Raw genomic sequence first — 12,958 nt, 5'->3', positions numbered from 1 at the left:
GCGAGTCTAGGGCTGTTTCACCAGATAGGGCGACACGGTGCTGCGGTGCTCGTCGAGGTCCAGTGCGCGGCCCAGCGCGGGGAAGGCGCGCTGTGGGCAGTTGTCCCGCTCGCAGACCCGGCATCCGGCACCGATCGGTGTCGCGTTGTCCCCGGACAGATCCAGCCCCTCCGAGTAGACCAGCCGGTGTGCGTGCCGCAGCTCGCAGCCCAGCCCGATCGCGAACGTCTTGCCGGGCTGGCCGTAGCGCCGAGCGCGGCGCTCGACGGTTCGCGCCACCCATAGGTAGTTACGCCCGTCGGGCATCTGCGCGATCTGCACCATGATCTTGCCCGGGTAGGCGAAGGTTTCGTAGACGTTCCACAGCGGGCAGGTGCCACCGCTGGATGAAAAGTGAAACCCGGTGGCGGACTGGCGCTTCGACATGTTCCCGGCTCGATCCACCCGGACGAACGACAACGGCACCCCGCGCATCGACGGCCGCTGCAGCGTCGAGAGCCGGTGCGCGATGGTCTCGTAGGAGACCGAGTAGTACGCCGACAACCGTTCCACGTCATAGCGGAAGTTCTCGGCCACCTCGTGGAAATGCCGGTACGGCAACACGGTTGCGGCCGCGAAGTAGTTGGCCAGGCCGAGCCGGGCCAGGATCGCGGACTCCTCGCTGGTGAACTTGCCGTCGGCGACCAGCTTGTCGATCAGGTGGCCGAACTCCAGGTAGGCCAATTCGGTGGCCATCTTGAACACCGTCTGACCGGACGACAGGTGGTTGCTGATCTGCAGGGCTCTGGTGGTCGGATCGAAGCGGTGCAGCACCGTGTCGCCGAGATCGCTTCGCCGCACGATGTGCACACCGTGCACCATGGTGAGTCTGTCGGAAAGTTGCCGGCCCAGCTCGGAGCGGTGCATTCCCATGCGGACGGTGAAATCCTCTGCAGCGGTGTCGAGTTCGTGTATGTAGTTCTGTCGCTCGTAGAAGTAGTCGCGGACTTCCTCGTGCGGCATGGTGATCGACCCTCGACCGCTGCCGTCGGAGTAGCGGTCCTCGGTTGCGGCGGCCAACTGGGTGGTGGTCAACCGGTAGCGCCGGTGCAGGTTCACCATCGCGCGGGCCAGGGCCGGATGCGCATTGACCATGTCGGCCACCTCCGTGAGGTCGACGTCGACGTCGACGTCGCGGTCGATGGTGACCTCGCGCAGTTCGGCGACCAACCGGGTGTCGTCCTCGGAGGCGAAGAACGTTGCATCCACTCCGAACACCTCGGTGATGCGCCGCAGCACCGCCACCGTCAGCGGCCGCACGTCGTGCTCGATCTGGTTGAGGTAGCTGGGCGAGATCTCGAGCATCTGCGCGAGCGCGGCCTGGCTGAACCCGCGTTCGCTACGAAGTTGACGGACCCGCGAACCGACGAACGTTTTCGCCACGTCACCACCTTAACCTCGGTGTGAAGTCCGTCTTCGCATTGTTGGCAACTTCGTCGCTATGGGAGGATTTAGCGGGGTCGGAATCAGGGGAGAACTCGAGCATGGCGGCTGACGCAGACAAGACCGGGTTGGCGAAGGTGATGATGCCGGTGCCCGACCCGCACCCCGACGTCTTCGACAGGCAGTGGCCGCTGCGGGTCGGCGACGTCGACCGGTACGGCCGGCTGCGCTTCGACGCCGCGACCCGCCATATCCAGGACATCGGCTCAGACCAACTGCGCGAGCTTGGCTACGAAGCCACGCATCCGCTCTGGATCGTCCGGCGCACGATGATCGACCTGATCAAACCCATCGAGTTCCAGGACATGCTGCGGCTGCGACGCTGGTGTTCGGGCACGTCGAACCGGTGGTGCGAGATGCGGGTACGCATAGATGGGAAGCGCGGGCGCGGATTAATGGAATCCGAGGCGTTCTGGATCAACATCAACCGGGAGACCCAGGGGCCTGCGCGCATCGCCGACGACTTCATCGAGGGCCTGCAGCGAACCACCGACGTCGACCGGTTGCGCTGGAAGGCCTACCTGAAGGCGGGCAGTCGCGAGGACGCCACGCAGATCCGCGAGTATCCGGTGCGCGTGGCCGACATCGACATCTTCGACCACATGAACAACTCGGTGTACTGGACGGTCATCGAGGACCATCTGTTCTCCACGCCCGAACTGCAGGGCAAGCCGATCCGGGTGACGATCGAACACGACGCCGCCGTCGCGCTCGGCGACAAGCTGGAGATCATCTCGCATGTGCACCCGGCCGGATCGACCGATCAATTCGGCCCGAACCTGACCGATCGCACTGTTACAACGCTCACATACGCGGTCGGCGACGAGACCAAAGCCGTCGCCGCCATCTTCGAACTCTGAGCCCGCGCGTTCAAACAGTACGTCCGTACTGACCTGCGGAAATCGGTTACCGATCGGTAACTACTGAACCGGTTCAGTGCCCCATGTGATTTGCAAACTTCGCAAATTATCGCGCGGCGTTAACGGAACTTGACAATGGAATCGACTGGACCTGCGGTTATGACGTAGGGCATGCTCGAATCATTGCGGCCGTAAGGTCGCTCGATAGTTAACAACTCTCACACATATGGAGGGGACCATGTCAACGGTCGGTAAGCCGAGGACTCCGGAAGAGATCCAGAAGGATTGGGACACCAACCCGCGGTGGAAGAACGTCACCCGGGAGTACTCCGCCGCCGACGTCGTAGCGCTGCAGGGCTCCGTCGTGGAGGAGCACACCCTGGCCCGCCGCGGCGCCGAGGTGCTGTGGAACCAGCTGCACGATATGGAGTTCGTCAACGCCCTTGGCGCCCTGACCGGCAACATGGCCGTGCAGCAGGTGCGTGCCGGCCTGAAGGCCATCTACCTGTCGGGCTGGCAGGTCGCCGGGGATGCGAACCTGTCGGGTCACACCTACCCGGACCAGAGCCTGTACCCGGCCAACTCGGTGCCGCAGGTGGTGCGCCGCATCAACAACGCGCTGCTGCGCGCCGACGAGATCGCCAAGGTCGAGGGCGATACGTCCGTCGAGAACTGGTTGGCTCCGATCGTCGCCGACGGCGAGGCGGGCTTCGGTGGTGCGCTCAACGTCTACGAACTGCAGAAGGCGATGATCGCCGCCGGTGTCGCCGGTTCGCACTGGGAGGACCAGCTGGCCTCGGAGAAGAAGTGCGGCCACCTGGGTGGCAAGGTGCTCATCCCGACCCAGCAGCACATCCGCACGCTGACCTCGGCGCGGCTGGCAGCCGACGTCGCCGACGTGCCCACGGTCGTCATCGCGCGCACCGACGCCGAGGCCGCCACGCTGATCACCTCCGACGTCGACGAGCGTGACCGCCCGTTCATCTCCGGGGAGCGCACTTCGGAGGGCTTCTACCGGGTCAAGAACGGTCTGGAGCCGTGCATCGCGCGGGCCAAGGCCTACGCGCCGTACGCCGACCTGATCTGGATGGAGACCGGCACTCCGGATCTGGACCTGGCCCGTAAGTTCGCCGAGGGCGTCAAGTCCGAGTTCCCCGACCAGATGCTGGCCTACAACTGCTCACCGTCGTTCAACTGGCGCAAGCACCTCGACGACGCGACGATCGCCCGGTTCCAAAAAGAGCTTGGCGCAATGGGATTCAAATTCCAGTTCATCACGCTGGCCGGCTTCCACGCGCTGAACTACTCGATGTTCGATCTGGCCTACGGCTACGCCCGCAACCAGATGAGCGCCTACGTCGAGCTGCAGGAGCGCGAGTTCGCCGCCGAGGAGCGCGGTTACACCGCGACCAAGCACCAGCGTGAGGTCGGCGCCGGTTACTTCGACCGGATCGCCACCACGGTGGACCCGAACAGCTCGACCACCGCGTTGCGGGGCTCCACCGAAGAGGGCCAGTTCCACTGATCTAGTACCGCCGAGCGCACGGTTGTTGCACGCAAACGTCGAGTAGACGCGTCAACAACCGTGCGCTCGGCGCGCTAGGAGTCCAAGAGCCGGCGCTTCTCTGCCTCGATGTCGAAATCGGCAGGCGGCCAGGACAGGTCGAGGCCCTCGAGCGCCTCGATCAGCAGCTCGGTGACGGCCAGCCGGCTGTACCAGCGGCGGTCGCAGGGCAGCACATGCCACGGCGCGTAGTCGGTCGACGTGCGATCCAGCATCACCTGATAGGCCTCCTGATACGCCGGCCATTTGAGGCGTTCGTCGATGTCGCCGGGGTTGTACTTCCAGTACTTGGTCGGATCCTCGAGCCGTTCGAGCAGTTGCTCCTTCTGCTCGTCGAGCGAGATGAACATCGCGACCTTGACCAGAGTCGTTCCGGCGTCTACGAGCTCACGTTCGAACGCGTTGATTTCGTCGTAGCGCTTCTCCCACACCTCCGGCGGCACCAGGTTGTGCACGCGGACGATCAGCACGTCCTCGTAATGCGACCGATCGAACACCCCGATGTGCCCCGGCGGCGGCAACGCCCGCCGAATCCGCCACAGGTAGTGGTGAGCGAGCTCCTCCTTGGTCGGCTTGCCGAAGGCGGTGTAGCGCACACCCATCGGGTTGACCGCTCCCACAACATGTTTGACGATGCCACCCTTGCCCGCGGCGTCCATACCCTGCAGCACCAGCAGCACCGAACGCTGGTCGTCGTTGGCCTTCCAGTTGGCGTAGAGCAGTGCCTGGAGGTCGGCCAGCCGCTCGCTGAGCGACGCCTGCACCGGCGCGGCATCCGACTTGGACCCGACAAAGCCCGGGGTGGCGTTGGTGTCGACGTCGGCGACCGTGACACCGGGGCGGAATCGCACAAGTGCCGGGATTTCGCTCATATGTCGTGCGGCTGCGACGGCGGCGTGGGCAGCACGGGGGACGGGTGCGGCTGCTCGCGGAACCGCTGCAACGACCCGCCGACCTCGACGATGCCGCACAGCGCGTTCCAGGACAGCATCGTCAGGTAGTCGATCAGCTCGTCGGCGCTCATCCGCCGGTCGCTCATCCACGAGTGCGTGGCCAACTGCACACCGCCGACGGTGTGATAGGCCCACGGCTCGACGCCGCCGACGTCCATCCCGAACGCCAGCATCCGGCGACGCAACATCACCGCCAGCATCCGCGCGATGATCTGTTCGGACGCCGCGACCGCCTTGCTCTTGCTCGCGGAGTTGTTCGCCATGACGAACTGGTAGGGCTCGGGCTCGGCGGCCACCGTCTCGACGTAGACCCGGATGATTTCCCGGGTCAACTCGTAGCCGTCGAGGTCCGACGACAACGCCGCCGCCATGTTCGGGATCAGCGTGGTCTGCGCGAACCGCATCATCACCGCGGTGGTCAGATCGTTCTTATCGACGAAGTAGCGGTACAGCACCGTCTTGGAGACACCGATCTCGGCCGCGATCTCATCCATGCTGACATTGCTTCCGCGGCGCCGGATAGCCTCCAGGGTGCCGTCGACCAGCTCGTTTCTGCGCTCCACCTTGTGTCGATGCCAACGCCGCTTACGCCCGTCGGTCTTGACCGCGAGGGCTTCGCTCTGCTGTGTCACTTTCTCCTGGATCCGTTCCCTAGTTGCCCTCGATAGTACGGCTGATCTTGGTCCCGGGCGCTGCGATGGGTCGCCGTGGCTGTCATAGCGGATGATGGTGGGGTGGCACACAGACCCGCGCCAGGGCTCGCGGCTGGCCGACGCGCCGTAACCCGGGACCGCCCCAGTTTCGCCGAGTCGCTCGCGGGTGTCGACAGCGTCGCCGACGCCGAGCGGCGCCGCAGCCTGCGTCGGATGAAGGTCGTCGCGCTGTCGTTCCTCATCGGCGCCACGGTGATCTTTCTGGTCTGCACCTGGGCGCAGTCACGCGGCGCACCCGGCTGGGTCGGCTACGTCCGCGCCGGCGCGGAGGCCGGCATGATCGGCGCGTTGGCGGACTGGTTCGCGGTCACCGCGCTGTTCAAGCACCCACTGGGCATCCCGATCCCGCACACGGCGATCGTCAAGCGCAAGAAGGACCAGCTCGGCGAGGGCCTCGGCAACTTCGTTCGGGAGAACTTCATGTCGCCGGACGTCGTGGCGACCAAACTGCGCGACGCCGAGATCGCCGGCCGGCTGGGCAAGTGGATGTGTGAACCGGCCAACGCCGAGCGCGTCGCCGCCGAAACCTCCAGAGTGCTGAGGGTTCTGGTAGAAATGCTGCGCGACGACGACGTCCAGCAGGTGCTCGACCGGATGATCGTCAAACGCATCGCCGAACCGCAGTGGGGTCCGCCGATTGGTCGGGTGCTGGCCACGCTGCTCGCCGAGCACCGCCAGGAAGCGCTGCTGCAGCTGCTCGCCGACCGGGCCTTCCAGTGGTCGCTGAACGCCGGCGAGATCATCGAGCGCGTCGTCGAACGCGATTCGCCGACCTGGTCGCCGCGGTGGATCGACCATCTCGTCGGCGACCGCATCCACCGCGAGTTGATGGACTTCACCGACAAGGTGCGCCGCGACCCCGACCACGAGTTGCGTCGCTCGGCCACCCGGTTCTTGTTCGAGTTCGCCGACGACCTGCAGCACGACGTGACGACGATTCAGCGCGCCGAGAACGTCAAGGAACAGCTCATGGCGCGCGACGAGGTCGCCAGGGCCGCCGAGACCGCCTGGGCCGCGGCCAAGCGGATCATCCTCGAGTCGGTCGACGACCCGTCCTCGGCGCTGCGCGAACGCATCGCGGAGTCGGTGGTGCACATCGGGGACAGCCTGCGCGACGACGCCGAACTGCGTGACAAGGTCGACGGCTGGATCATCCGCGCCGCGTCGCACCTGGTCGGCGAGTACGGGGTGGAGATCACCGCGATCATCACCGAGACGGTCGAGCGCTGGGACGCTGACGAGGCCAGTAAACGCATCGAATTACACGTCGGTCGCGACCTGCAATTCATCCGGATCAACGGCACCGTGGTGGGTGCAATGGCGGGCCTGGTGATCTATTCCGTAGCCCAGCTATTCTTCTGACCTGCGCTAACTGCTGCTTGCAAAAGTTAGCACTCCGTCGTACGGTAGTGGTGTCGCAATTCGGATACCCAACGCACGAGGGGGCCTCGCATGACGCAGGATGACAACCTTGCCGTCGTCGTGTCCAGCGCTGCCCAGAGCGCTGCTCAGGACATCGGTAGCTTCATCCGCGCCCAACGTGAGGCTGCACAGGTGTCCGTGCGTCAGTTGGCCGAGAAGGCCGGTGTCAGCAATCCCTACCTCAGCCAGATCGAGCGGGGATTGCGCAAACCCTCTGCCGACGTGCTCAACCAGATCGCCAAGGCGCTGCGCGTGTCCGCGGAAGTGCTCTATGTGCGAGCCGGGATTCTCGAGCTGAGCGAGACCAGCGACGTCCGCGACGCCATCATCACCGACTCGGCGATCACCGAGCGGCAAAAGCAGGTGCTGCTCGACATCTACACGTCGTTTTGCCAGCAGAACGAAGCCGAAGCTACCCAGGCAGACGAGGAGCCGACTGATTGAGACATTCCGACTGACCATCCCACACCCCCATTGACAAGCCACTTTTCGAAAGGAACACCGACGATGGCCAAAAACACCCCGGCCAAGAACCAACCGACCGCCGATGACCTCATGGCTCCGCTGCTCGCTGCGGTGGGCGCCGCCGACCTGGCGCTGGAGCGCGTCAACGAGATCGTCGCAACCCTGCGCGAGCGCGCCGACGACGCCCGCACCGATGCCCGCAGCGCCGCCGAGGAGCGCCGTGCGCGCATCAACAAGCTGCAGGAAGAGCTGCCGTCGCAGTTCGGTGAGCTGCGCGAGCGGCTGAGCAGCGACGAACTGCGCAAGTTCGCCGAGACCTACGCCGAGGCCGCCCAGAGCACCTACAACAAGCTCGTCGAGCGTGGCGAGGTCGCACTGGAGCGGTTGCGCAGCCAGTCCGGCTTCTCCGACGCCGCAGACCGCGTCGAGGGCTACACCGACCAGGCCGTCGAGCTGACCCAGGGCGCGCTGGGCAACGTGGCCGCGCAGACCCGCGCCGTCGGTGAGCGTGCCGCCAAGCTGGTCGGCGTCGAACTACCGAAGAAGGCCGAACAGGGCGCCGCGAAGGGCCAGGAGAAGACGCAGGCGGCGGCCAAGAAGACCCCCGCCAAGAAGGCTCCGGCCAAGAAGGCCGAGAAGCAGGGGCCGGCCAAGAAGGCACCGGCCAAGAAGGCTCCGGCCAAGAAGGTCACCCAGAAGTAGTTCGCGAGAAATTCGCCCAGAGGGCGTAACCCGCATAGGCTTGGGCTCGTGCAGCTCGAAGGCCTAGTGGGTTACGTCCTCTTCTTTTTGCAGATCGCCGTGTTGGTGACGGTGGTGTACGCGTTCGTGCACGCGGCCATGCAGCGTCCCGACGCCTACACGGCCGTCGACAAGCTGACCAAGCCGGTGTGGCTGGTAATCCTCGGCGTCGGGGGTCTGCTGTCGCTGGTGCTCGGCATCTTGGGCACGGCCATCGCCGCCGTGGCCGCCGGCGTCTACCTGGTGGACGTGCGGCCCAAGATCCTGGAAGTCCAGGGGAAGTCCCGGTAGTGCGTCCACTGTTGACGCTGGCCGTCACGGTGGCCGGTGTGCTGGGCTGCGTCGCATTGGCGCCGACGGTGTCGGCCGACCCCGCAGTGCCCGTTGCGCCCTATGTCGACGACGCCGAGTGGGCGAAGTGGGGGGATCTGTCGAGCCTGCGGGTCTATCCCACCGACTCCGGCCGCGAGGCCGCCGGCCTGACCAGCCCCGTCGGCCCTGACGCGGCGTGGTCTGAGGTGCTGGCGCTGTCGCCCGACGCCGATCTTCCCGGCATGCGGGCGCAGTTCGAATGTCATTGGTACTACGCCGAAATCATCGAGCCGGGCAAGGCGAGTTGGAACCTGGAACCGTGGCGACCCGAGGTCAGCTTCGACGACATGATCGTCGCCGGCTGCAATCCGGGCGGCACCGAAGAGCCATTCTGACGGTGGGCAACTACAGTCGCGCGGACGTCGCCGCGCTGGTCGACCACACGCTGCTCAAACCCGAAGCCACCGAAGCCGACGTCGTGCGGTTGGCCGATGAGGGCGCACAGTTGGGGGTGTACGCGCTGTGCGTGTCCCCGTCGATGGTCGCGGTGGCGGCGCGGACGCGATCGAGTGCCCAGAAGATCTGCGCGGTGGTGGGATTCCCGTCCGGGAAACACGTCTCGGCCGTCAAGGCCGAAGAGGCGCGCCTGGCGGTGGCCGCAGGCGCCGACGAGATCGACATGGTGATCGACGTCGGCGCCGCGGTGTCCGGTGATCTCGCGGCCGTGCGCGCCGACGTCGCAGCGGTGCGCGCGGCGGTCGGCGAATCGGTCCTTCTGAAGGTGATCGTCGAGTCCGCAGCGTTGCTGGAGCTCGGCGGAATGGGTGTGCTCAGCGATACTTGCGTGGCGGCCGCCGAGGCCGGTGCGGAGTTCGTCAAGACCTCCACCGGTTTCCACCCGGCGGGCGGTGCGTCGGTGATTGCCGTGGCGGCCATGGCCGCGGCGGTGGGGCCGAAGGTCAAGGTGAAGGCCAGCGGAGGGATCCGTACGGCCGCTGATGCCACCGCGATGCTCGATGCGGGCGCGGAGCGACTGGGCTTGTCCGGTACGCGCGCGCTACTCGACGACATCAAGTACGATCGATGAAGCTTATTTACGCTAGCAACAATTTGCTGCCTACGGATGGGACCAGCGCATGACCGAACTGAATCGTCGGCCCAGGCAGCTTGCTGCTGTCCTCGGCATGGGTGCCCTCATCGCCATGGGAGCGTTGACAGCAGGTTGCGCCAGCGAGGAGGAAAGCGCGCCCGAGACGACGACTCCGACGACGACCTCCGCCCCGGCGGAGACTGTTGCGCCGACCGAGAAGGCTCCTCGCATCGACCCGAGCAACCCGAATCCGTTTACCCCCACCGTCCATGCTCCGCCGCCTGAAGGCCCCACACCTGGCCGCCATCACGGTCCTCGGGGGCAGTAGCCGCCGGGTTTCGGCCCTCCTCCTCGCCGCGCTGCTGATCGCGGCGTCTGCCGCGTGTGCTACGCCCCCGTCGGCGGTGATCACCGGCCCCTATGCGGCATTGCTGGCCAGTTCGACCGATCTGGGTCCGTCGCGTTCGGCCGACGTCCAGCTCACCGTCACGCTCGATGGCACGCGCCGACCCGACGCGTTGATGGACTGGGCGCAGGTCCGCGGCCTGTGGGTGCGGTGGCGCCTCGGTGACGGCTGGGCGATCGTCGAGGGCGCCGCCGAGAACGTCGCGCGTGCGTTCGACGTACCCGTGCGCGACTACCGCGGCCCGAAGGGGCAGGTGTTCTACGCATCGGCGATGCAGCCGCCGGTGCCGCCGTCGCTGCGCGGACCGGTCACCGAAGTCGGCCGCATCATGAGCTACACACCGCATTACCCGAAGACGCCCGACTTCGTTCCGCTCGACGTGCCCATGGGCGGGTTGACGCCGCGGGGTCTGCTCGAGGCGTACAACGCGACGCCGTTGGCCGACGCGGGCTTCACCGGTGCGGGCGCGACGCTCGTGTTCTTCGCGTTCGACGGCGCCGATCAGGACGACCTCGACCTGTTCGCGGACACGTCGGGGCTGCCGCGGTTCACCCCGATCTGGGTCGGCGGGCAACCTGAAGAGTCGCATGGTGAGACGGCGATGGATTTGCAAGTGGCACACGCGATCGCGCCCGATGCGCAGCTTGTCGTGGTCAACGCCCGCCCGACCATAGTGGGCGACGGCGCCTACGAGAAGATCGGTCAGCTGTTCGAATCGGTCGATCAGCAGTTCCCCGGCGCGGTCTGGAGCCTGTCGATCGGGTGGGGCTGCGAGAAGCTCGTCACCGCAGCGGATCTCGCCCCGGTGCAGGCGGCGTTGACGGCCGCCCAGGAACGCGGGACGTCGGCCTTCGACGCCAGCGGCGACAACGGTGGGCTGGAATGTAAGGGCGGCGACGAGTGGTCGTCGCCGCCGGGCGCCGACGACGTCGGGCTGGACTCCGTCTCGTCGCTGCCCACCATGACCGCGGTCGGCGGAACCACCCTGTCGACCGGGCCGCGCGGGCAGTGGCGCGGCGAGCACGCCTGGGTGGATTCACCGCTGTCGCACGGCAGTAGCGGTGGGGTATCGCAGTTGTTCGAGCGCCCGCAGTGGCAGCAGCGGTTGTCGGTGGAGCGCGACACCGCGTTCAAGCGGCTCTCACCCGACGTCGCCGCCGTCGCGGATCCGTTCACCGGAGTGCGGTTCATCTACGGCGGGCAGGAGGTGCTCGGCGGCGGCACATCGCAAGCGGCACCGATCTGGGCCGCGTTGACCGTGCTGATGAACCAGTACGTGGTGGCCAACGGCGGCCACCAGCTCGGCAACCTCAACCCGCAGCTGTACCGGGTTGCCGCCGGATCCAACCTGCCGGGCTTTCGCGATGTGCGCCGCGGCGGCAACGCCGTCGACCTGACGCAACCCGGCTACGACCTTGTCACCGGCCTCGGCAGCCCCAACATCTACAACCTGGCGCGCAACCTCCTCGACCTGCAGAGGGGGACGGCCCCGCGGTGAGTGAGCGTCGCCGTCTGTTGAGCGCCGCGTTGGCGATCCTGGTGGTGACCGCGATCGTGTTGGCGCTGTTGCGGTTACCGGCCCCGTTGATCATGGTCAGCGTGGTTGGGGTGCCGCTCGTGTTGGCGCTGTATCTGTACGAGGCGGACGTCCACCGCGATCTGCCGGCGCGCTGGCTGGCGGTGACGACGGTGTTGGCGGTGGTCATCGGTGCCGGCTGGGCGTGGCTGATCGGTGTGGTCTCCGCGGATGCGTATGACATCGCGGTGTTCGGACCGCAGACCGACGAGCAGGCCTACCTGGTCGGCGTCGCAATACCCACCGTCGGCGCTGTTTTCATGCTTGTGCCGGTCGCGGCGGCTCGGCTGATCCGCCAACCCGACAGGAAGCCACTGGACGGCTTCGCGCTCGGCGCGTCGAGCGCGGTCGTGTTCAGCGCAGCGGCCGCCATGATCCGGTTGGCGCCGCAGTTGACGATGGGTATCACCGCACAGGACCGGCCGGTGAGCGCCCTGCTGGCGCAGGCCGGGATCGTCGGCGCGGCGATCCCGGTGACCGCCGCGGCGATCGGTGGCTTGGTCGGCGCCGCGCTGTGGTCGGGTCGACGGCGGCTGATCGCCGTCAGTGTGGTTGTGGCGCTGGGGCTTTACGCGGCTACGGGCCTTCTCGAGGTTTCGCCGCTGTTGCACGGCCAGCATTTCGCCCTGCACGCGGTGATCGCGGTGCTCGCCCTGCTGGCGCTGCGGATCGGGCTGCGGGACATGCTGCAGCACCAACCTGACGCCGCGGATCCTGACCGGCGGGTGCGCCACCTGAACCCCGCCAGGGTGCTCACGGTGCTGGGTGCGGGCGTCGGCGTCGCGGCCGCAGGCGGGGTGGCCGCCGCGGCGTTGCTGACCCCGCCGCCCGCGCCGTTCGCCTGCCCACCGGACTGCGGCATTCCGCCGTTCGGCGAGGAAGTCGAGTCCAACCCGCGCTTCGTATCCGGCGACGGCGCGTTCACCGTCCAATACCCCGGCCCCGGAACGGCTTACGAGGCGACGCTGAACCCCGACGGCGTGCAGCTGGAGTTCGTGGCCGGCGACACCGGCACGATGCACCTGTTCGGGATGCCCGCACACGAGCAGTCGGCCAAACAGATCGCCGAGGACCTGATCAGCGAGCACTTTCCCGACGCGGTAACCGATTACGAGATCCCCAACGCCATGGTGGGCTACGAACCCGGCTACGGCGTCGTCGTCGACGACTACGGACCCTTCAACCGGACACGGGCGATCGTGATGGTCGCCGTCAAGTACGACTACGCGTTGGTGGCCGCCGCGATCGGCCCCTACCGCGAGTTCACCCCCGACGATGGCCCAGGGCATCCGTCAGCGGCCAACCTCCAGCTGGCCATGGATATGGGCAAGTATGTCAACAGCTTCCGGTGGCGCGACCTGTCCGGCTGAACCG

Annotated in this window: 13 protein-coding genes; 10 read left to right on the top strand and 3 right to left on the bottom strand. The window is 66.7% G+C overall.

Translation table 11 applies throughout. The features are described 5' to 3' along the window. Window positions 1-6 precede the first annotated feature (6 nt). Window positions 7-1,422, bottom strand: coding sequence for an acetate metabolism transcriptional regulator RamB (gene ramB, locus ABQF13_RS08645; RefSeq protein WP_448392312.1), 1,416 nt, complete (start codon window positions 1,420-1,422; stop codon window positions 7-9). A 101-nt stretch (window positions 1,423-1,523) separates the two neighbouring features. Between ramB and ABQF13_RS08640 the strand changes: the two genes are divergently transcribed. Both ABQF13_RS08640 and aceA read left to right on the top strand, forming a co-directional pair. After that, the gene (locus ABQF13_RS08640) at window positions 1,524-2,342 is read left to right on the top strand and encodes an acyl-ACP thioesterase domain-containing protein (RefSeq protein WP_448392311.1); all 819 of its coding nucleotides are present in this window, start codon (window positions 1,524-1,526) and stop codon (window positions 2,340-2,342) included. Between the two features lie 238 nt (window positions 2,343-2,580). After that, window positions 2,581-3,867 carry an isocitrate lyase gene (aceA, locus tag ABQF13_RS08635; protein ID WP_448392310.1) on the top strand — a complete coding sequence of 429 codons (1,287 nt, stop codon included), beginning with the start codon at window positions 2,581-2,583 and terminating at the stop codon, window positions 3,865-3,867. A gap of 74 nt (window positions 3,868-3,941) precedes the next feature. Here the strand turns inward: aceA and ABQF13_RS08630 are convergent, their stop codons facing one another. Together ABQF13_RS08630 and ABQF13_RS08625 are read right to left on the bottom strand one after the other, a co-directional pair. Then, window positions 3,942-4,778, bottom strand: a complete 837-nt coding sequence (locus ABQF13_RS08630; protein WP_448392309.1) for a polyphosphate kinase 2 family protein — start codon at window positions 4,776-4,778, stop codon at window positions 3,942-3,944. Continuing rightward, entirely contained in the window at window positions 4,775-5,491 is a 717-nt protein-coding gene (locus tag ABQF13_RS08625) for a TetR/AcrR family transcriptional regulator (protein ID WP_448392308.1), read from the bottom strand. Before ABQF13_RS08625 ends, ABQF13_RS08630 begins: the two co-directional genes overlap by 4 nt. A 102-nt stretch (window positions 5,492-5,593) precedes the next feature. Between ABQF13_RS08625 and ABQF13_RS08620 the strand changes: the two genes are divergently transcribed. The 8 genes from ABQF13_RS08620 to ABQF13_RS08585 all read left to right on the top strand — a co-directional run bounded on the left by ABQF13_RS08620 (window position 5,594) and on the right by ABQF13_RS08585 (window position 12,954). Further along, window positions 5,594-6,934 (top strand): DUF445 domain-containing protein, encoded by a 1,341-nt coding sequence (locus ABQF13_RS08620; RefSeq protein ID WP_448392307.1) that lies wholly within the window; start codon window positions 5,594-5,596, stop codon window positions 6,932-6,934. Window positions 6,935-7,024: 90 nt separating this feature from the next. Continuing rightward, window positions 7,025-7,438: a helix-turn-helix domain-containing protein gene (locus ABQF13_RS08615; RefSeq protein WP_448392306.1), complete on the top strand. Its 414-nt coding sequence runs from the start codon at window positions 7,025-7,027 to the stop codon at window positions 7,436-7,438. 63 nt (window positions 7,439-7,501) lie between these two features. Then, the gene (locus tag ABQF13_RS08610) at window positions 7,502-8,161 is read left to right on the top strand and encodes a heparin-binding hemagglutinin (RefSeq protein ID WP_448392305.1); all 660 of its coding nucleotides are present in this window, start codon (window positions 7,502-7,504) and stop codon (window positions 8,159-8,161) included. 48 nt (window positions 8,162-8,209) lie between these two features. Beyond that, window positions 8,210-8,491, top strand: a complete 282-nt coding sequence (locus tag ABQF13_RS08605) for a DUF2516 family protein (RefSeq protein ID WP_448392304.1) — start codon at window positions 8,210-8,212, stop codon at window positions 8,489-8,491. Continuing rightward, entirely contained in the window at window positions 8,491-8,907 is a 417-nt protein-coding gene (locus tag ABQF13_RS08600; protein WP_448392303.1) for a DUF2599 domain-containing protein, read from the top strand. The genes ABQF13_RS08605 and ABQF13_RS08600 overlap by 1 nt, the downstream gene beginning before the upstream one ends. 2 nt (window positions 8,908-8,909) lie before the next feature. Further along, the gene (gene deoC / locus ABQF13_RS08595; RefSeq protein ID WP_448392302.1) at window positions 8,910-9,599 is read left to right on the top strand and encodes a deoxyribose-phosphate aldolase; all 690 of its coding nucleotides are present in this window, start codon (window positions 8,910-8,912) and stop codon (window positions 9,597-9,599) included. A 272-nt stretch (window positions 9,600-9,871) separates the two neighbouring features. After that, entirely contained in the window at window positions 9,872-11,506 is a 1,635-nt protein-coding gene (locus ABQF13_RS08590) for a S53 family peptidase (protein WP_448392301.1), read from the top strand. After that, window positions 11,503-12,954 (top strand): zinc ribbon domain-containing protein, encoded by a 1,452-nt coding sequence (locus ABQF13_RS08585; protein ID WP_448392300.1) that lies wholly within the window; start codon window positions 11,503-11,505, stop codon window positions 12,952-12,954. Before ABQF13_RS08590 ends, ABQF13_RS08585 begins: the two co-directional genes overlap by 4 nt. Window positions 12,955-12,958: the final 4 nt, after the last annotated feature.

The sequence above is a fragment of the Mycolicibacterium sp. XJ879 genome (assembly GCF_053483935.1).
This window is presented reverse-complemented; position numbering and strand designations above follow the sequence as displayed.